The sequence below is a fragment of the Paenibacillus sp. 22594 genome (assembly GCF_052044425.1).
GTDB lineage: Bacteria > Bacillota > Bacilli > Paenibacillales > Paenibacillaceae > Paenibacillus_AQ.
In genome coordinates this window covers 161,983-180,601 of record NZ_JBQENA010000006.1, presented here as the reverse complement: position 1 = coordinate 180,601, position 18,619 = coordinate 161,983, and the positions used below count along the sequence as shown (strand labels likewise).

At 50.5% G+C, this 18,619-nt stretch carries 22 protein-coding genes and 1 riboswitch; of the genes, 13 read left to right on the top strand and 9 right to left on the bottom strand.

Translation table 11 applies throughout. The features are described from left to right. Positions 1 to 12: 12 nt before the first annotated feature. Positions 13 to 1,110 (bottom strand): Gfo/Idh/MocA family protein, encoded by a 1,098-nt coding sequence (locus tag ACTJKB_RS20050; RefSeq protein ID WP_440836142.1) that lies wholly within the window; start codon positions 1,108 to 1,110, stop codon positions 13 to 15. Next, positions 1,103 to 1,870, bottom strand: a complete 768-nt coding sequence (locus ACTJKB_RS20045) for a sugar phosphate isomerase/epimerase family protein (RefSeq protein ID WP_440836141.1) — start codon at positions 1,868 to 1,870, stop codon at positions 1,103 to 1,105. Before ACTJKB_RS20045 ends, ACTJKB_RS20050 begins: the two co-directional genes overlap by 8 nt. A 326-nt stretch (positions 1,871 to 2,196) precedes the next feature. On the opposite strand from ACTJKB_RS20045, the gene ACTJKB_RS20040 reads away from it, so the two are divergent. Next, positions 2,197 to 3,030, top strand: coding sequence for a helix-turn-helix domain-containing protein (locus tag ACTJKB_RS20040; RefSeq protein WP_440836140.1), 834 nt, complete (start codon positions 2,197 to 2,199; stop codon positions 3,028 to 3,030). Here ACTJKB_RS20040 and ACTJKB_RS20035 read toward each other — a convergent pair. Then, on the bottom strand, positions 3,027 to 3,281 hold the full coding sequence (locus ACTJKB_RS20035; protein ID WP_440836139.1) for a hypothetical protein: 255 nt from the start codon (positions 3,279 to 3,281) through the stop codon (positions 3,027 to 3,029). The genes ACTJKB_RS20040 and ACTJKB_RS20035 overlap by 4 nt on opposite strands. 201 nt (positions 3,282 to 3,482) lie before the next feature. On the opposite strand from ACTJKB_RS20035, the gene ACTJKB_RS20030 reads away from it, so the two are divergent. After that, positions 3,483 to 3,800, top strand: a complete 318-nt coding sequence (locus ACTJKB_RS20030) for a hypothetical protein (RefSeq protein ID WP_440836138.1) — start codon at positions 3,483 to 3,485, stop codon at positions 3,798 to 3,800. Positions 3,801 to 3,821: 21 nt separating this feature from the next. Further along, entirely contained in the window at positions 3,822 to 4,502 is a 681-nt protein-coding gene (locus tag ACTJKB_RS20025; RefSeq protein WP_440836137.1) for a TIGR00266 family protein, read from the top strand. Positions 4,503 to 4,630: 128 nt separating this feature from the next. Here ACTJKB_RS20025 and ACTJKB_RS20020 read toward each other — a convergent pair whose 3' ends face one another. Beyond that, positions 4,631 to 5,104: a Fur family transcriptional regulator gene (locus tag ACTJKB_RS20020; RefSeq protein WP_440836136.1), complete on the bottom strand. Its 474-nt coding sequence runs from the start codon at positions 5,102 to 5,104 to the stop codon at positions 4,631 to 4,633. A 206-nt stretch (positions 5,105 to 5,310) separates the two neighbouring features. Between ACTJKB_RS20020 and ACTJKB_RS20015 the strand changes: the two genes are divergently transcribed. Together ACTJKB_RS20015 and ACTJKB_RS20010 are read left to right on the top strand one after the other, a co-directional pair. Further along, positions 5,311 to 6,186: an AraC family transcriptional regulator gene (locus tag ACTJKB_RS20015; protein WP_440836350.1), complete on the top strand. Its 876-nt coding sequence runs from the start codon at positions 5,311 to 5,313 to the stop codon at positions 6,184 to 6,186. A gap of 95 nt (positions 6,187 to 6,281) precedes the next feature. Further along, the gene (locus ACTJKB_RS20010) at positions 6,282 to 6,956 is read left to right on the top strand and encodes an S-layer homology domain-containing protein (RefSeq protein ID WP_440836135.1); all 675 of its coding nucleotides are present in this window, start codon (positions 6,282 to 6,284) and stop codon (positions 6,954 to 6,956) included. Between the two features lie 83 nt (positions 6,957 to 7,039). Here ACTJKB_RS20010 and ACTJKB_RS20005 read toward each other — a convergent pair whose 3' ends face one another. The 4 genes from ACTJKB_RS20005 to ACTJKB_RS19990 all read right to left on the bottom strand — a co-directional run bounded on the left by ACTJKB_RS20005 (position 7,040) and on the right by ACTJKB_RS19990 (position 11,255). After that, positions 7,040 to 7,792: an amino acid ABC transporter ATP-binding protein gene (locus ACTJKB_RS20005; protein WP_440836134.1), complete on the bottom strand. Its 753-nt coding sequence runs from the start codon at positions 7,790 to 7,792 to the stop codon at positions 7,040 to 7,042. A 12-nt stretch (positions 7,793 to 7,804) separates the two neighbouring features. Then, the gene (locus ACTJKB_RS20000; protein ID WP_440836133.1) at positions 7,805 to 8,473 is read right to left on the bottom strand and encodes an ABC transporter permease subunit; all 669 of its coding nucleotides are present in this window, start codon (positions 8,471 to 8,473) and stop codon (positions 7,805 to 7,807) included. A 58-nt stretch (positions 8,474 to 8,531) separates the two neighbouring features. Further along, positions 8,532 to 9,383, bottom strand: a complete 852-nt coding sequence (locus ACTJKB_RS19995) for an amino acid ABC transporter substrate-binding protein (protein ID WP_440836132.1) — start codon at positions 9,381 to 9,383, stop codon at positions 8,532 to 8,534. Between the two features lie 351 nt (positions 9,384 to 9,734). After that, positions 9,735 to 11,255 carry a DHA2 family efflux MFS transporter permease subunit gene (locus ACTJKB_RS19990; RefSeq protein ID WP_440836131.1) on the bottom strand — a complete coding sequence of 507 codons (1,521 nt, stop codon included), beginning with the start codon at positions 11,253 to 11,255 and terminating at the stop codon, positions 9,735 to 9,737. A gap of 192 nt (positions 11,256 to 11,447) precedes the next feature. On the opposite strand from ACTJKB_RS19990, the gene ACTJKB_RS19985 reads away from it, so the two are divergent. From ACTJKB_RS19985 to thiE, 7 genes are all read left to right on the top strand, one after another. After that, entirely contained in the window at positions 11,448 to 12,104 is a 657-nt protein-coding gene (locus tag ACTJKB_RS19985; protein ID WP_440836130.1) for a TetR/AcrR family transcriptional regulator, read from the top strand. A gap of 71 nt (positions 12,105 to 12,175) precedes the next feature. Then, a riboswitch (TPP riboswitch) is annotated at positions 12,176 to 12,279 on the top strand. 139 nt (positions 12,280 to 12,418) lie between these two features. After that, on the top strand, positions 12,419 to 13,180 hold the full coding sequence (locus ACTJKB_RS19980; protein WP_440836129.1) for an ABC transporter ATP-binding protein: 762 nt from the start codon (positions 12,419 to 12,421) through the stop codon (positions 13,178 to 13,180). Beyond that, positions 13,164 to 13,940, top strand: coding sequence for an ABC transporter permease (locus ACTJKB_RS19975; RefSeq protein WP_440836128.1), 777 nt, complete (start codon positions 13,164 to 13,166; stop codon positions 13,938 to 13,940). Before ACTJKB_RS19980 ends, ACTJKB_RS19975 begins: the two co-directional genes overlap by 17 nt. Then, complete coding sequence (locus ACTJKB_RS19970; RefSeq protein WP_440836127.1) at positions 13,937 to 14,989, top strand: ABC transporter substrate-binding protein; 1,053 nt, start codon at positions 13,937 to 13,939, stop codon at positions 14,987 to 14,989. Before ACTJKB_RS19975 ends, ACTJKB_RS19970 begins: the two co-directional genes overlap by 4 nt. A 90-nt stretch (positions 14,990 to 15,079) precedes the next feature. Further along, entirely contained in the window at positions 15,080 to 15,895 is an 816-nt protein-coding gene (thiM, locus tag ACTJKB_RS19965) for a hydroxyethylthiazole kinase (RefSeq protein WP_440836349.1), read from the top strand. Between the two features lie 28 nt (positions 15,896 to 15,923). Then, the gene (thiD, locus tag ACTJKB_RS19960) at positions 15,924 to 16,757 is read left to right on the top strand and encodes a bifunctional hydroxymethylpyrimidine kinase/phosphomethylpyrimidine kinase (RefSeq protein ID WP_440836126.1); all 834 of its coding nucleotides are present in this window, start codon (positions 15,924 to 15,926) and stop codon (positions 16,755 to 16,757) included. Between the two features lies 1 nt (position 16,758). Beyond that, positions 16,759 to 17,409 (top strand): thiamine phosphate synthase, encoded by a 651-nt coding sequence (thiE, locus tag ACTJKB_RS19955; protein ID WP_440836125.1) that lies wholly within the window; start codon positions 16,759 to 16,761, stop codon positions 17,407 to 17,409. 64 nt (positions 17,410 to 17,473) lie between these two features. Here the strand turns inward: thiE and ACTJKB_RS19950 are convergent, their stop codons facing one another. Further along, a complete protein-coding gene (locus ACTJKB_RS19950; protein ID WP_440836124.1) occupies positions 17,474 to 18,016 on the bottom strand; it encodes an N-acetyltransferase family protein in 543 nt (180 codons plus the stop codon). A gap of 158 nt (positions 18,017 to 18,174) precedes the next feature. On the opposite strand from ACTJKB_RS19950, the gene ACTJKB_RS19945 reads away from it, so the two are divergent. Continuing rightward, positions 18,175 to 18,612, top strand: a complete 438-nt coding sequence (locus ACTJKB_RS19945) for a MarR family winged helix-turn-helix transcriptional regulator (protein ID WP_440836123.1) — start codon at positions 18,175 to 18,177, stop codon at positions 18,610 to 18,612. Positions 18,613 to 18,619: the final 7 nt, after the last annotated feature.

Here is an 18,619-nt window from a genome sequence, read left to right as displayed (position 1 = left end):
TGACTTTGCCAGTTATTTGTCTGAACTTCCGTCAAGATACACCGCACGGCCAGTCCGTGCCGATTCATAGATTGCTTCAAGAATTTGCGTAACTACAAAAGCTTGCTCCGGTTTTACAACGGGTTCTTTGTCTTCAATTACCGCTTCCAGCCACAGGCGGGCTTCACGGTCTGCTTCGCTCTCCGCTTCTCCGCTGTAGAAAGCTACACCGCCGGAGGAAAGATCCACTTTAGTCTCATATAGACGTCCTGCACGTTCTCCGTTTAAACGCAGACCGTCCTTCATATCCGCCCCGCCTTCTGTGCCCGCAAGTAAAGTTTGGGCTTCACGGAACTCGGACACATTCAGTGCCCAGCTGGATTCCAGAGAGATCGTCGCTCCATTTTCCATAGTGATAAATCCAAAGGCGGAATCTTCTACCTTGAATTGTTCAGGATCCCAAGGACCGAAGGCATTTGCCGCGTTTTTCTTCTGTCCCAGCTTGTGGAATGTCGAACCGACTACCATCCGAGGTTTATAATTATCCATCAGCCACAGGGTCAAATCAAGCGCATGTGTCCCGATATCGATCAGTGGGCCTCCTCCCTGCTTCTCTTCATCCAGAAATACTCCCCATGTCGGAACCGCACGGCGGCGCAGCGCAATAGCCTTACCATAATAAATCTCACCGAGTTCTCCACTTTCACAGAGGCCCTTCAGATATTCACTGTCCGAACGGAAGCGGTTCTGGTATGCGATGGAGAGCTTTTTGCCGGTACGGCGTGCTGCGTCCAGCATTTCCTGAGCCTGGGCCGTTGTTTTTGCCATCGGCTTTTCACACATTACGTGTTTGCCGGCTTCGAGCGCTGCTACCGAGATCACGGAATGGCTGTCATTTGGTGTACATACATGAACGATATCAAATCCGCCTTTTGCCAGAAGCTCCCGGAAATCAGTGTAGACCGCTGCATCCTCAGTCCCATAAGTTTTCGCCGCTTCCTGTGCACGTTCCTCTACGATGTCACAAAAAGCCACCATTTCGGCATTTTTTTGACGGGACAGACTTGGCATATGTTTGCCGTTTGCGATACCACCGCAACCGATAATAGCAATTTTGAGTTTGTTAGACATGAACATTTCCTCCTTGATTGGCATATGTTTTAACCCATTTTAGACTGTCTGCTACACTTTCAAGCGGTGATCTGCTGCAATAATCCTGCTCTACTACAGCCCATTCCGTACCCGCTGCATCAGCGGCCTCCAGAATCGCAGCCAGATTCACTTCCCCTTCACCCAGTACGACCGTCTCCGCCGATCCGTCTTCGTGCTTTTTCATATCCTTTAGATGGATAATCGGCAGGCGTCCGGCATATTTGTTGATATATTCTACCGGATCATAGCCGCCATAATATACCCAGCATGTATCCATTTCCACTTTCAGCACATCGGCAGGCACTTCCTCGAAGATACCGTCAAAAGCGGTCCGTCCGCTGAATTGCTCTGTGAATTCGAAATCATGATTATGATAAGAAAGAACGGCGCCGCGAGCGCTGCACTTCTCTCCGATAGTCCGCAAATTCGCTGCAACCTCTTCCCAATTGCGCTGTTCTTCAGTCAAATAAGGCACAATCAGATTGCGGTTGCCGATAGCCAGATTGAAGCTGATTTCCTGCTCCGTGTCATTCAGCATAGCATCATATGGACGATGTGCGCCGAGCGCGGTAAGACCCGTTTCCTGAAGCAGCGCAACCACTTCTTCTGCCGTGCGTCCAAAGAAATGATAAAATTCCACTCCGGCATATCCAAGCTCCGCTACCTTGCGGAGTGTTCCTTCAAAATCCTGTTCCAGTTCTTCTCTCAGCGTATACAGTTGCAAGCCGATCTTCAGCATGTTTGCCTCACTCCTAATGGTTTGGATTGCACTTCCATATCTATCCTGCTTCTTATCGTCCCTGTGGTGCCACATCATATGACTCACCTGAACAAAAGGGCTGCAAGCAACTGAATGCCCAATATCTGTCTCCCTTATCCTTCATGTTCCATATGCGTACCTATGTAGCTTTCAGAGCCGCTATAAAGCCCCCTCCACATCATTTATATGTTTTTTGCTCAGGTCCATAGTAATATGAAAGCGTATATAATAAAATGAAGAATATGATTAAAACATGAACAATCTGCTTATCATTTCAATATCCTATTCCATCACCAGGAGGCCCTATGACACAAACAGCACCTTGCCACATCCTGTCAGCCGGATTCTCAGTACACCGCAAGCCATTCCATATGTCGGGTGGCGACAGTGTTCAGTATTATCTCCTGCGTCTGCAGACTGAAGGACGCAGCCGGACCATGGTTGATGGTGTTCTCACTACCGTAGAGAGCGGCGATCTCATGCTGTTCGCTCCAAGCGATCCCTATTATCTGAGCATCGACAAAGAGAGCTATCCCGTGGGGAAGCCCCGTATTGAAAGTGGCGACTATCATATTTTCTGCGGAGGGCCCTGGATTGAAGAATGGTGGACCCGCAAGCAGCGCCCGCTGGTTCTCCCTATGCCGCTCAGCGACTATTTTCTGGGCCTATTCCGCCAAATCGTGCTGGAACAGCGCCGTCTGTCCAACCCTTCACCGGAGATTTCAGCTTGTTATCTGCAGATTTTGTGTCTGGAAATCGACCGGCTGATGTCTGAACAGCCAGCGGTTTCGCCCAAGGGCTATCTGGCGTACCGCATGAAGCAATATGTCGAGGAGCATGCGGCTTATCCGTTCCGACTGGAGGATGTGGCCGGACATGTGGATATTTCAGTCTCACGTGCGGTTCATCTGTTCAAGGAGGCTTTTGGTACCACAATTGTAAAATATGTAAACGACGTCAGGCTGGATATGGCACGGGAACGGATCACCTTCAGCCCTATGCCGCTGGAGCATGTCTCTGAGACATGCGGCTTTGCCAATTACACCTATTTCCACCGTTTGTTCCGGGGACGTTTCGGGATGTCACCCAAGCAATACCGTGCATTTAGCCGGCAAGCCGAAACAGCTGTCCTCTCTTAAAAAGGAACCTGAGCTGTATCTGCGTGATGCAGAAGCAGGATTGGATTCAGCAGACATACAAAAGGAGCGCCATCCTGAAAGATCCGCTCCTTGTGTTTGACCTTATTCAGTTTCTGCTGCTTGCTTGGGGTGACCCGGACATGCTGTGATATCACACCGTACTGATCATTTTGCCTGCGGTTTCGTTCCGCGCACCAGGTGCCGGAGCGTTCTGCCCTCAGCAGAGCTTTTTGTGTTTTTGTGCGTGCCATATGCGCTTGCACTCCTTTTTAAGTCTGAATGTTCAGCAGTTGGGTATCTGGGCTGCTGTTATTTTAATTTTAACATATTCGCTTGTAGATTTCCCGGTAAAGTTGATTATAATCATTTCACCTGCCGGCATCCGCTTGCACAAGCAGCTTCGGGTACAGTATTCTTGAAGGTATAAGTATAGCCCTAAAAAGGAAGATTCCATGAAGAATTGCGACCGTCCGAGAATCATTACCTTATGCGGCTCCACCAAGTTCAAACCTCAGTTTGAGGCCGCAAATGCCGCTTTAACCCGCCAAGGCGTAATCGTGCTGAGTCTGGGATTCTTTGAACAGAGCGAAGGCATTCATATTACAGCAGATCAGGCGCATCTGTTCGAACAGCTCCATTACAATAAAATCAAAATGTCAGACGGAATTATGGTCATTCATGTGAACGGGTATATCGGTGAAAGTACACGCAAAGAGATTGAGTACGCCCGGAGGATGGGCAAAACCGTGGAGTACTGGGAAAGCCAGTAACCACAGATGCGGAGGGAATTCATGAAATACGATGTATTGTACGAAGGTGCTTTTGCTATGCTTAAGGTGTATTTGAATCCTGGTGAAAGTGTCAAAGCAGAGATGGGTGCGATGGTCGCCATGTCCCCCAATGTGGAAATCAAAGGTACTGTGGACGGCGGTCTGATGAGGGGACTCGGAAGAATGCTGAGCGGGGAGAAGTTTTTCTTCCAGGAGCTGACGGCAACAAGAGGGCAAAGTGAAGTGCTGCTCTCTCCGGGAGCCATTGGTGACATTCAGGCCATAGAGCTGGACGGATCGTACAAGCTATATGTGCAAAAGGACGGATTTCTCGCCGGAACCCATGGCATTCAGGTCAACACAAAAATGCAGAATCTGACGCGCGGGCTGTTCTCCGGGGAAGGGTTCTTCATCGTTGAGATCAGCGGCAGCGGCACCGTATTCCTCTCATCGTTCGGAGCGATACATGCGATCAACCTGGAACCGGGCGAGGAAATGATTATTGATAACGGACATCTGGTGGCCTGGCCGGATTATATGGAATACAAGGTGGAAAAAGCAGCCTCCGGCTGGCTGAACAGCTTAACGAGCGGGGAAGCCCTTGTCTGCCGGTTCCGCGGCGAAGGTGTAGTGCTGGTGCAATCCCGCAATCCGGGCAGCTTCGGAACATGGATCAAATCTTTTGTACCCTCCAGGCCCTAAAAAAATCAAAACGGCATTTCAGAGCGCAATGTGCAGGCTCTTGAAATGCCGTTTCCACTTGTAGGCAGAAATTCCACTCAGGCTAAATCTTACATTCATCTGCCGGATGTCTCATACCTGCGCCAACCTCATGAGACCGCCTGGCAATCCTTTTCTCCTTTGCAGCCGCTCCGTTTGCATGTATTGTATGTGCCTTTGAAGTCGAGCCGGTGGTCCGTAACATTAAAGCCATATTCCTGTTCCAGCCGGAGCTCCAGGTCATGAAGCCAATCTTCCTTGATTTCCTCCAGCCTTCCACATACATTGCAAATCAGATGGTGGTGCATATGGGCATGATCGTCACCGCGCAAATCATATCGTGCTACCCCATCGCCAAAATTCATCTTTTCCACAATATGAAGTTCACATAGCAGCTCCAGAGTCCGATACACCGTTGCAAGTCCAAGATGCGGATAGCTGGTCTTAACGATCATATATACTTCTTCTACACTTAAATGGTCCTTCTCATTATCTAGCAGGACTTTGACAATTGCTTCACGCTGAGGAGTCAATTTATAGTTATGTGCAGCGAATTGCTGACTGATATTAACAATCGGGTTCATCTTGGGTCTCCCACCTTTCCGGAAGCGAGGATTGCGATTATAATTAGTAATCGTTACGAATTAAGCATAACAAAAATACCCACCAAAGAAAAGGGCCTGACATGATTATACCATTACGTTTTGAAATTTCGCACAAACCATCAAAAAATAATATTAAGAATATTCCATAATAAACTTTGTACTCCACTTGTAAAGGGATGAAACGGATGAGTTATTATCACAGAATTCAGCTGTCGCTGGACTACATTGAGGATCATTTGCAGGACGAACTGCGGATTGCTGAGATTGCCGGCAAAGCCTGCTTTTCACCCTTCCATTTCCAGCGCATGTTCCTGGCGGTTTCCGGCTTTACCGTACACGAATATATTCGCAAGCGGCGACTCACCGAAGCGGCAAAGCTGCTGCGTCACACCAGCGAAAGTGTGCTGCAAATTTCCCTGGCTTGCCAATATCAGTCCCAGGAAGCCTTCACTAGAGCTTTTCAAAGCTACGCAGGTGTGACTCCTGGCAAGTACCGGAGATCTCTGGATATGACTACTGAATCCCAGCACAAGATCAACTTTCTGGAGCTGCAAAAAAATACCGAAGGAGATGTAGAACGAATGGACAAACCAACCATGATTCAGCTTGAACACACCCCTATAATCGGCTATAAATACAAAACCAGCCTGAACGGAGACGGCCACTATGCTGATATTCCCGGATTCTACGATGATTTTGGACGAAACGGACGGTTTCTGCCTATACCGGATAAGGTTTCTCCGGGAATGTCCTACGGCATTTCTTGTGATTATCAGGACAACGGCGACTTCTCCTTCATTGTAGGTGAGGCAGTAACGGAAAGTGCAGAATTGCCGGACGGGAATTATGCCCAACTGGTTCTCCCCGCAGGAAAGTATGCGATGTTCAAAGCTTATGGACCCGCCTCACTCACTGCAACGACCCGCAACTATATTTATGGAACCTGGCTGCAAAATTCCGGTTATGAACGTCGGGAAGGGCCCGACTTTGAAATCACGGATGTGGTGAACTCGTCATTTCCTGATCACATGCGCATCACTATTTATATTCCCGTAGACTAAATTTAGCGGTCTGCAACCTTTCCATATTCTGTCGCGTCTAAGGAGTTGAATAAGGCCAAGCGGCCTAAATCCTATAGACAGAGGTGGAGATCAATATGAACTTCAAAAAGAGCGCTTTTGCAGCGATCACCAGTGTATCGCTTCTTACTTTCTCACTCGCCGGACCCATCTTTGCCGCTGACAGCAGTTTCAAGGATATTGACAGCGTTACCGGCAAAGAGAAAATCATTTCCCTAAAGGATCAAGGCCTGATCAAGGGCATCTCCGACACCCAGTTCCTTCCAGGCTCTAAAGTAACCACCGCTCAGGGCATACAGTTCATCTCAGGCGGCCTTCAGCTAAGCCTTGCGGCTATCGACTTCAACAAGGCGCCGCTCGCCAGCAGCACGTTCACCAAGGTCAAAGACAACGCCTGGTACGCGGAAGCTTTTATCAACGCTCACTATAACGGGATTGAAATTCCTGCGGATATCGACCCTGCAAAGCCAATGACCAAAGAATTATTCACAAATCTTCTTATTCAGGGTATAGAAAAAGTGGGCAATCTGCCGATGATCAACATTGTCCCTACCGACATCGTTGATGCGGATGCCTTGAACCCGTCTTTCCAGGGCAGCATTCAGCGCTCGCTAAAATACAAGATCAACACTCTGGATGAAGGCGGCAAGTTCAATCCGAAAAGTGAAATTACACGGGCTGAAGCAGCTGTTATGCTCTATAATGCTCTGGAATACCTGAAATCCAAAACGGATATTGTTCCACAAAGCTAAACTACAAAGTAGACCCCATTGGCGCAAGCAAAAAGGCAGTCCCGGACGTTCTTCCGGACTGCCTTTTTTTGTTAATAACCAGATTAGATGTCCTCACCACTAAGCCGGTTCAGGAACTGCAGCGCGCGCGGATTCGTTGTATGCTCCAGCACTTCAGCCGGTGTCCCCTGCTCCAGGATCACACCGTCATCCATTAATATAATCTGATCGGCCACATCTGCGGCGAATTTCATCTCATGGGTAACAATGACCATCGTCATGCCTTCGGCGGCAAGCTGCTTGATTACCTTCAATACCTCGCCTACCAGCTCAGGATCAAGTGCCGATGTGGGCTCATCGAACAGCAGCACTTCAGGTTCCACGGCCATCGCCCGTGCAATAGCGACACGCTGTTGCTGCCCGCCTGATAATTGATGCGGGTAAGCATCCACCTTGTCTGCAAGGCCAACCTTGGCGAGCAGCTCGATGCCCTTCTTGCGGGCTTCCTCCTTGGAACGTTTCTGAACGGTAACCTGACCTTCCATCACATTCCCCAATGCGGTCATATGCGGGAACAAATTATAGGACTGAAAGACCATTCCGGTCCGCTGGCGGAGCGCAAGTATCGAACGCTGCGGGATTTTGCCGCCGGCTGTGAAATTCAGCTTCAGATCAGCCAGTGCCAGGCTTCCCTGGTCAGGCTGTTCCAGCAGATTGAAGCAGCGCAGCAGGGTTGTTTTTCCAGATCCGGAAGGGCCTATTATAACAAGTACTTTGCCGTGTTCAATGGTGAGGTCTACACCCTTCAGCACTTGGAGGGGGCCGAACGATTTATGCAAGTCACGAATTTCAATCACGGGGACTCCTCCTTATCTCGCCGAGTAACGGTCGAGCCGCTTCTCCAGGTGATTTTGCAGAACGGATAGCACGGAACAAAACAGCAGATAGAACAAAGCCGCTTCACAGTATAACAGCAGAGGTTCATAGGTGGTTGCCGTAATCTGCTGCGCTGTTTTGAAAATTTCCACATAAGTGATTGTCGCTGCAAGCGAAGTGTCCTTAACGAGACTGATAAAAGAATTGGACAACGGTGGAACCGAAACACGTGCCGCCTGAGGGAGAATGACTCTGCGCAGCGCCTGTCCCCGTGTCATTCCGACAGAGAATGCTGCTTCCCATTGGCCTTTATGTATGGACAGAATCGCGGCCCGCACAATCTCGGAGGAATACGCGCCCACGCTGAGCGTGAATCCTATCGTAGCAGCAATAAAAGGATCAAGTATGATGCCTACCGCCGGCAAACCGTAGAAAATAATAAACAGCTGCACCAGAAGAGGCGTGCCGCGAATAATCCAAACGTAAAAGCGAGCGATCAGCTTCGGCAAGGTCCATGGCGAAAGGCGGATCAGTGCGGTCAATATAGCCAGTAGAAGCCCCAATATAAATGAAACGACTGCCAGCGGAATGGTAAAAGCCACCCCGGCTTTGAGCAGGGGCAGCATGGAATCAAGGAAAATTTGTATTTTGCGGTCATCCATAGATCAGACATCCTTCTCTAGACTATGGGCGGCCTCGGCCGCCCTCGTCTACCTGTTATTATTTGGAAACGTCAGCGCCAAAATACTTCTCGGAAATCTTCAGGTACGAACCGTCACTCTTCATAGCTGCCAGAGCTTCGCTTACAGCGGCTACCAGTTCGTCGTTGCCTTTCAGGAAGACAGCCGCACTCTGAGAGCCCTCTGCAATTTCGTCAACAACCTTGATTTTCACATCCGGCTTCTGCTTCTTCAGATCCAGATAGGACAGGCCGTCATTCACGGTTGCATCAATGCGACCTGAGGTCAGCAGATCAATGGCTTGATTAAAACCGTCGGTTGACACAATTTCCGCTCCGTTCTCACGTGCGATATCGGACAGATTACTGGTCATAGACTGGCCGGCTTTCTTGCCTTTCAGATCAGCGAAGGTCTTGATATCTTCATTCTTCTCTCCAACGATCAGCACAGCTTTGGAGACAATATAAGGTTCCGAGAAATCGTACTTCACCTTGCGTTCGTCGGTAATGGAAACTTCATTAAAGATAACGTCAAAGCGCTTGGCGTCCATACCGGCAAAAATGCCGTCCCACTGGGTTTCGAAAAATTCCGCTTTTACTCCCAGCCGCTTGGCAACCTCTTCAGCGATCTCTACGTCAAAGCCGGTTAACTTGCCAGAAGCATCATGGAAGGTAAATGGTGCATAGGTACCCTCGGTCCCAATACGCAGCTTACCGCTGGCTTTGATGGCCTCCAGGCTGTTTTGTTCCGCAGGCGCGGCAGCTCCTTCAGTGGGTGCTGCCGAAGACTCCGCTGCTGAATTTTTGCCTCCGGCATTATTGTTATTATTGCCGCAAGCTGCTAGCAGCACCACTGTAAGCAGCAATAGGATAGTCAGATTAAGTTTTTTCATAGATAGATAACCCCTCTCGTCTCATTCTCTGTATGTACCGGCTGTTCACCGGCAAGTTGAATAGTAACACCCTCACGTCAGCTGAGTCAATACTTTTTCCGATAATAAACATCGGAATTATGATGTAAGCGTTTGAACCGCTATTTTCCTTATCTTAAGCATGCCGGTATTAGGATAGCTTACCCCAAAACATGTTAAATTCCCCAGTGAAATCAGGTACAAAAAGTGGAAACAACTTCGCAGTCCTTATAGAGCATATGCTAAAAAAAAATCCCCGCAGCACCTGAATGCTGAACGGAGAAATTTGAACTAAACATTATGTTATTTAACTTTTGACTACACTTACATAAACTAACCATGCATCATTTCAGGCTGCACCTTTGACTTTGAGTCGCCTTCCCCGCCTCTGCGGCCTCTCCGCAGGAGCAAGCCCAGCAGAGCACCGCCCAAGGCAACAAAAATCATAATGTGAAAAGTGTCATCAAACCCTTTGGCAAGAACGGTTTGTGTAGCCAGCTTCAATGCTTCGGGTGATGCTCCTGTTGCGCTCTTGCCAGCTGCAGCCGCAGCCTCTTGCATTTCAGCCCCGCGCGTTGCTGCTCTTGAAGTCAAGATGGTTACCAGTGTGGAAACAGCCAGAGAATTGATCACCTGCTGCATGGAATTGGTCAAGGAAGTGACCCGGTTAACCAGATGACTTGGCGCCTTGTTGAGCAGATGTGTATTCATTGGCATCACCATCATTCCCATGCCTGCACCGCACATGATCAGCGGCAGAATCAGGTCCCTGCTCTGTGTGGTGAGATCCACATGAGAGTATTGGTACAAAGCACCCGATACAAGGCTGAGTCCGCAAACCACCAGCCAGCGTACTCCGATCTTATCGAACAAAATCCCGGCAATGGGCATCATAAGGCCAGAAGCAATCGCCTGGGGCAGTAGCGTCAGACCCGTATCAAATGCCCCGAAGCCGCGGGCCTGCTGCAGAAACTGCGGGAGCAGGAACAGCGCACCGTACAAGCCGAACTGTGCAATCCATTGTACAACAATCCCTGTGCTGAAATCTACCGAGCGAAGAATACGAAGTTCCAGGAGCGGTGTCTCCGAACGAAACTCAGCAATGACAAAAGCGATTAAAGCCACGGCACCCAGGGATAAACCGATCAGTGTTTTGTCCGAAGTCCAGCTGTCCGCTCCCTGGCTCACCCCGTAAGACAGAGAAGCAAAGGCAAGGGGCCCAAGAATCATCCCAAGCTTATCCATCCCGGGCACCTGGCTGCGTTCCGATTGCGGCAGCTTGCGCGAACCAATCAGGAGACAGATGATCCCGATAGGAATATTTATGAGGAAGATCCAGCGCCAGGAATGATACTCCACCAGCCAGCCGGACAGCACAGGACCGATAGCCGGAGCAAACAGCACCGGTATACCCATGATCCCCATGACTACGCCTACCTTGTTCTTCGGTGCCAGCTTGTACACATATGCCATCCCGACAGGAAGCACACAACCTCCGCCCAGACCCTGCAGGACACGGAAGGCAATCAGCCATTCTGCACGGCTTGGTGTTGCACAGAGAATAGAACCCATAGTGAATACGATAACTGCCGTTAGAAAAACTGTCTTGGCTCCGAAACGGTCAGACAGCCAGCCGGACAACGGAATCACCGAGGCCTGGGCCAGCATGTACCCGGTCACAATCCATTGCAATGTATTTAGATCCGTATTAAAATCCTTGACCAGCGTTGACAAAGCCACATTCATAGCCGTACTGTCGAGCACCACCATGAATACACCGGCAATGATGGCCAGCAGCGGAACCAGAATGCTTGACAGGCGAAAATCGGCCTCCGGTTTCAGCGATTGCTCCATTCTCTATCTCCTCCTGAATTGAACTGCGCAGGTAGACTCATTGACCGCAGCACAACTTAATCGATATAATATATCTCTGAACGGACAACTGTCCGTTGTTACATTTTTTAGTCTACGGACAATTGTCCGGTCTGTCAATGGAGTTCACTTATTTCCTGTAAATATATGCTGTATTTCTGAAAGGAGCCTGTCATGAACCCGAGAGAACAAGGCAGCAATCCATCCTCAAACCTAACACCACAATCAAATCCATCCTCCTCCCGGAATAATCAGGACCCTTATGTCCAGCGTATTCTTGAAGCTGCCCGAGAGCTTTTTACTGAGAACGGTCTGGAAGCAGTCAGTATGTACGGCATTGCCAAGCGGGCAGGAATCGGCCAGGGTTCGCTCTACCGCAGATTCACGGACAAAGGTGAAATTTGCTCTGCCCTGCTCTCCACCAGCTCCGAACGTTTTCTTGCCCGATTGGAGCAGGAGCTCCAATCCTCTGTTGGAGCAGACAGCTCCATTGAAGAGCTGCGGAGCAGTATTGAACAGGTTGTGGAATTTATAGACCAGCATGCTGAGCTACTGCAGATGATCAAGTCTGAATTCACGGGCAAAAAACAGCTCACCCAGTTTGAACATCCGATTTTCCAGCGGCTGAACGCAGTTATGGCCGAGCGTCTGAAGCGGGTTGCAGATGATGGCAAGCTGATTGCTATTGATCCCCATTTTGCCGCAACTTCTCTGATCGCGGTCCTCAGCCCTGATCTCTATCTCTATCAGCAGAAGCTTCACGGGTCGGGCAAAAAGGATATCCTGGAAGGGATTCTAACCCTATTCGTAACTGGACTACAGCGGTCCTGAGCACACTTTCTTTTGACAACATTCTGGAATATGCTATATTAGTTAGCAGTTGCGAATATAATATTGACCTGCTATTTCACTAGGGGAGTCTAATGACTGAGACGAAGCCTTAAGCTTCGGACCCTTGGAACCTGATCTGGATCATACCAGCGGAGGGAAGTGGAACAGAAACGATCAGCAGTGCCGCTTCACGCCTACTGCCTGAACCTTTCAGACCCATTTGCCTCCCCTGGAGACGGATGGGTCTTTATTGTGCTTCCGCAGTCCCGGAAGCAGATGCGTCGCCAATGAAAGGAGGCTTAATACATACGAATATGATCTCAATCACTAACCTGTCCTATGCTTTCAGCGCTTCGCCGCAGACTCCGGTATTCAGTGGACTCTCAATGAACATCGGCCAGGGCGAATTCATTTCCATTGTCGGTGCCAGCGGCTGCGGAAAAAGCACCCTGTTCAAAATCATCGCCGGTCTGCTTAGGCATACAGATGGCGAACTCAAAGTTCACGGTATGATCTCTGACGATCCATCGTCGCGTCTGGGCCAGGTCGCCTATATGCCGCAGCAGGATCTGCTGCTGCCCTGGAGAACCGTGATGGACAACTGCCTGCTGCCCTGGGAGCTGAAGCGAAAGAGCAGCAAAGCAGATGCTGTAAAGAATATCCGTGAAATGCTCGACCGGTTTGGACTTGAAGGTACAGAGCGGCTCTACCCGCAGGAGCTGTCCGGGGGGATGCGTCAGCGGATCGCTATGCTCCGCACCCTTGCCGCCGGAAATGAGCTGATGCTGCTCGATGAGCCTTTTGGAGCACTGGATGCCATAACCAAGCGTGAACTGCACCGTTGGCTCCTGGAATTATGGGGCAGTCTTAAGCAAACGGTTCTGTTCATCACCCACGATCTAGAGGAGGCGCTGCTGCTCAGTGACCGGATTTACCTGATGTCTGGAGGCAGCGGCGGTGTACAGGAATTCTCGGTGGATATCCCGCGGCCCAGACATTACCGGATGAACTATGAACCGCATTTCATTACTTTGCGGGAGAATTTGGAGCGGAGGCTGCATGAGAGTATCTATTAGCAGAACCTTTCTGCGCGAATATGGCCCCTTTGCCTTGCTGGTACTGGTCACTCTTGCCGGCTGGGAGAGCGCTGCGCGACTGAAGCTTGTCCCAGCATTCATTCTCCCGGCTCCAACGGCTATATGGACGGCACTCATGGAGCAGAGAGAACTGCTTTTCGGAGAACATTTCCCTGCTACTCTGCAGGAGGTTTTGCTCGGCTTTGTTCTGTCGGCAACCTGCGGCATGCTGCTGGGTACTGGAATGCACATGTTCACTCCACTCGAAAAGGCGCTATACCCCTTGCTGGTGATCAGTCAGACCATTCCGCTGATCGCGCTGTCACCCATTTTTATTATGTGGTTTGGCTATACCCTATGGAGCAAGGTTGCAGTGGTTTTCCTCACTGCCTTTTTCCCGGTGGTAGTAGGGACCTTTGACGGTCTGCGCAAAAGTGGTGCTATGTACAAAGAACTGTTGCTCACACTCGGTGCGACCCGCTGGCAAATTCTGCGAAAGACCCAGATTCCGCCTGCACTGCCCTCTTTGTTCTCTGGTCTCAAGCTCTCTATGGTCTACTGCGTCATTGGCGCGACGATCGGGGAATGGCTGGGCGGCAGCCGGGGACTCGGCTATTTCAGCCGCCGGATGGCGGGCAATCTGCAAAGTGCGGAAATGTTCGCTTCTGTATTTCTTTTATCTGCACTCGGAATCATTCTGTTTCTATTTATTGTGCTGCTCGAAAAAATTATTTTGCAGAAAAGAGGCATTCATCGATGAAACTGATCCCTTCTGAACCTCCCTTTAGAAAAAGGAAACTCCATCTAGTCCCGTTATTGCTATTTCTGTGTCTGGGACTTGCTGCGACAGGCTGCGGGAACAGCAATGATAAGTCTCCAGCCAGTTCTGCATCAGCGGATCAAGGCGGGCAGCCCCACAAGCTAACGATTATGCTCGACTGGTATCCGAACGCAGTCCACTCCTTCCTGTACGCCGCCCAGCAGAACGGCTATTTTGCCGACGAAGGGCTTGCTGTGGATATCCAAATGCCCGCTGACAGCAATGATGCCCTGAAGCTCGTAGCCGCAGGTAAAGTTGACCTGGCCCTAAGCTACCAGCCGCAGGTGCTGATGGCACGGGGTGAGCAGATTCCGGTGAAGTCCGTTGCTGCGATCGTCAGACATCCGCTAAATCATCTGATGGTTCCGGCTGACAGCGGGCTCAAGAGCCCAAAAGACCTGGAAGGTAAAAATGCCGGATACTCTTCGATCCCTCTCTATGAAGCTATGCTGAAAACCATGGTCAAAAGCGATGGCGGAGATCCTGGAGCAGTAAACCTGACCGATGTGGGTTTTGACCTTATTCCAGCCATTACAACCGGGCGTGTCGATGGCATTATTGGCGGATTTATTAACCATGAGCAGTTGATTCTGGAAAAGGAAGGCCATCCGGTCATTTCGTTGAATCCAACCGATTACGGCGTCCCCGATTACTATGAGCTTGTCTTGGTCGCCAGCGACTTGGGTTTGCAGAATTCTGAAGGCTACATCCAGAAGTTTATCCAGGCTGCACGTAAAGGACAGCAATTCGTTGCGGATCACCCGCAGGAGGCGCTTGACCTTCTGCTCGCTCACGAGGATGCCACCGCCCCCCTCGACAAGGACATCGAGTCCAAGAGCCTGGAGCTGCTGCTGCCCCTGATGGACGCTGGCAGTGAGCCGTTTGGCTATCAGGACCCTGCATCGTGGGATAAGGTACAGACCTGGCTAAGTGATAACGGGCTGCTGAATGGCGAGGTAAAGACCGGAGAGGCTTTTATTAACTTGTAATTGAGAATTTAGGAATGCTTATATAACTAAGTCTACGCTTCCGGAGCGAGTTTTGTACGAAGTGATTTCATAGAATCAAGGCTGACAAAAATTTCAGGAGGAATACTCATGTCTTACTTAACCAAAGTGCGGGACAGCAATCCGCTGGTGCATAACATTACCAATATCGTGGTTGCGAACTTCAGTGCGAACGGGCTGCTGGCACTTGGGGCATCACCTTTTATGGCGGATGCACATGAAGAAGTCGCGGATATTGCCGCTATGTCTGGTGCTGTAGTGCTAAATATCGGTACGCTCAACGACTATGCCATTGATTCAATGCGAATTGCCGGACAGGCAGCGAACCGTCATCATGTGCCGGTTGTCCTTGACCCCGTAGGTGCCGGAGCCACTGCTTACCGCACTGAAGTAACTCATAGGCTGGTCAACCAAATGCAGATCACCGCGCTGCGCGGCAACGTCGCTGAAGTGGCCCATGTGGTAGGCGAGAGCTGGAACATCAAAGGTGTGGATGCCGGCACCGGAGACGGTGATGTGGTGGCATTGGCTGTAAAAGCTGCGCTGAAGCTGAACTGTGTGGTGATCATCACCGGCAAGGAGGATATCATTACGGATGGCAGCACTACCTATGTTGTCAGCAATGGCCATCCTGTCCTGACTAAGGTGACCGGTACCGGCTGCCTGCTCAGTGCAGTCGTTGGCGCTTTCCTGGCAGCAAGCGGCGGCGCCTGGCTGGAAGCGGCAGTAGAAGCTCTATCCTTCTATGGAGTTGCCGCTGAAATTGCGGCCAATCGGTCACGCCAACTGGGAGTAGGCAGCTTCCAGATCGAGTTCTTGAATCAGCTGGCTCTCGTTACCCCGGAAGTATACGCAGAGCGCTCCCGCATAAAGCGTCTGGAACAATGATAACAGCTTCACCTAAGGAGACCTTGCGATGACAGAGCCTACAAGGAATAAAATATTCAAAGCATTGACAATTGCCGGTTCCGACTCCGGGGGTGGGGCTGGCATTCAGGCCGATCTTAAAACCTTCCAGGAGCTGGGGGTATACGGCATGTCCGCGCTTACTGCGGTTACCGCACAGAACACCTTAGGTGTTCAAGGCGTATATCCACTGGAAGCGGATGCCGTTACCGCACAGCTTGATTCCATCGGAACCGATCTTACACCGGACGCTGTCAAAACAGGCATGCTGTTCAGTAGCGGACTCATCCGTGCAGTTGCCGAAAAGGTAAGCCAATATGGCTGGGACCATCTGGTCGTTGATCCGGTTATGGTCGCCAAAGGCGGTTCTCCCCTGCTCCAGCAGGAAGCCGTGCAGGCACTGATCCGCTATCTGCTGCCACTGTCCCTGGCTGTAACACCCAATATCCCTGAAGCAGAAATTCTGTGTGGAATGAAGATTTCCGGTATGACAGAACGCGAGTCAGCAGCCAGGCTTATTCATGCCATGGGACCACGCTACGTGGTGCTCAAGGGTGGTCATGATGATGATGATAACCTTATGGTGACTGACCTTGTATATGATGGAGAAAAGTTTACTTATTGGGAAAGTCCGCGTATTGCAACGCAGCATACCCATGGAACCGGCTGTACCTACTCCGCCGCCCTCACTGCAGAACTTGCACAAAACAAAACGGTACCTGAAGCGATACAGACAGCCAAGGCTTTTATCCATGCAGCCATTGAGGACGGATTGAATATAGGTTCCGGACACGGGCCGACGAACCACTTCGCCTATCAGAACAGAATGAGGGGGAAGCGCTGATATGCAGCGGATAGACAGCGAAGATATGCGCAAACTGTTGAAGCTATATTTCATTATGGGCAGTGTGAACTGCCGGAAAGCTCCACTGGAAACACTCTCTGAAGCGATTGACGGCGGGATAACCTTGTTCCAGTATCGCGAAAAAGGCCGGTCCGCTTTCACCGGCCAGGCCTATGTCGAGCTTGCCCGGCAGCTCCAGCAGCGTTGCCTGGAGTTCCGGGTGCCTTTTATCGTAAACGATGACATTGAGCTGGCGGTTGCCCTGGATGCAGACGGTGTTCACGTTGGACAGGACGATGAACCTGCGGGTTCGATCCGCGAGCGGCTGGGAGCACATAAAATCATCGGGGTCTCCACCCATACTCTGGAAGAAGGCAAACAGGCTATTGCGGACGGTGCCGATTATCTGGGCGTTGGGCCGGTCTATCCCACTTCTTCCAAGAACGATGCTGAAGCGGTTCAGGGTACCGCTGTGATAGAAACGCTGCGCCGCAGCGGACTTACCATTCCCCTGGTTGGAATCGGTGGTATCACCGTGGACAATGCAGCCCCTGTAATGAAGGCTGGAGCAGACGGAATCTCCGTGATCTCTGCGATCGCCGGTGCAGACAACATCAGCGCTGCTGCCCGGAAGTTCCTGCAGGTGATGTAACACAAAAAAGCACAGCCGCCGTTCATCACTTGGCGTTGTGCTTTTTTTATGACAATAAGAAAACTCAGCTCCATCTACCCATTACAACGGTGTGGTAATACTTGCCGTCAGATAGAAGCTTGTCGTTCTTCAGAAGACCTTCCTCTTCAAATCCCAGTTTCTGATAGAGCGCGATAGCCTTGTGGTTGGTTTCCAGGACTTTCAATGTGATTTTGCGGATGCCGCTGGCTTCCGCCCAGTTGATGGAGGCGGCCAGCAGCTGGCTGCCAATGCCAACTCCCCAGTATTCCTGCAGCACACCAATGCCAAATTCCACTTGATGAGATAAGCGTTTCAAGCTAGTTCCCTCACATCTGGAGAATCCGGCCAGCCTGCCGTCTACTACCGCCACCAAAAAGAGGTTTTTGTTGTTAGCGGCATCCTCCTTGATGAGCTGTTCAAAGCCTGCTGTATCAATGACCGCCTCCCCGCGTTCCCTGTCCAGATTCTCCGTCTCTCCATCGATTTGTAGCCGAATTTCAGACAGCAGCCTGGCATCTGCGGGGGCTGCTTCCCGAATCGTAATGCTTTTGCCGCCGCGTTCATATTGCCATGATTCCATTTTCATTATGTACTCCCTTTCCTGAGGACTTCAGCTGTATGCACTTCCAATATTAAACATGCTGACGGTTTAGTCAATGTTGTTCGTGCTTGACTATACCAAATTATTGGTTTACTTTATAAACAGTTCACATTGATAACTTTTCTCTAAAGGCAGGTGCAGTTATGGCTGATCGTGAGCAAACCATAGAAGTGTATCAATCTTATTTTGCGGTAGCCCGCCAGCTTAAGAAGCTGGCACATCAAAGCGCGGCGGACCTTGGGCTGACCGTGCATCAGATCGGCATCCTGAATTTCCTCCTGCAGCATCCGGGGCAGACCCAGAAGGAAGTCACAGAACGCCTGGTATTTAACAAAAGCCGGGTCAGTCTGCATATTGATGCTCTGGCGCTCAAGGGACTGGTCACCCGCGCAGTTTCGGAGCTGGACCGCAGAGAGACAAAACTATCCCTCACCGCTGAAGGCGAAGCATTATGCAAGCGGTATAACGAGGAAGCATGGTCGCATAAGATGCTGGGTGAAGCCCTGGCGCCATTCAAGGAGGATGAGCTGCGTCAGCTCATTCATATGAACAAACAGCTGCTGCTGCATCTGAATTCCTAAATCAATA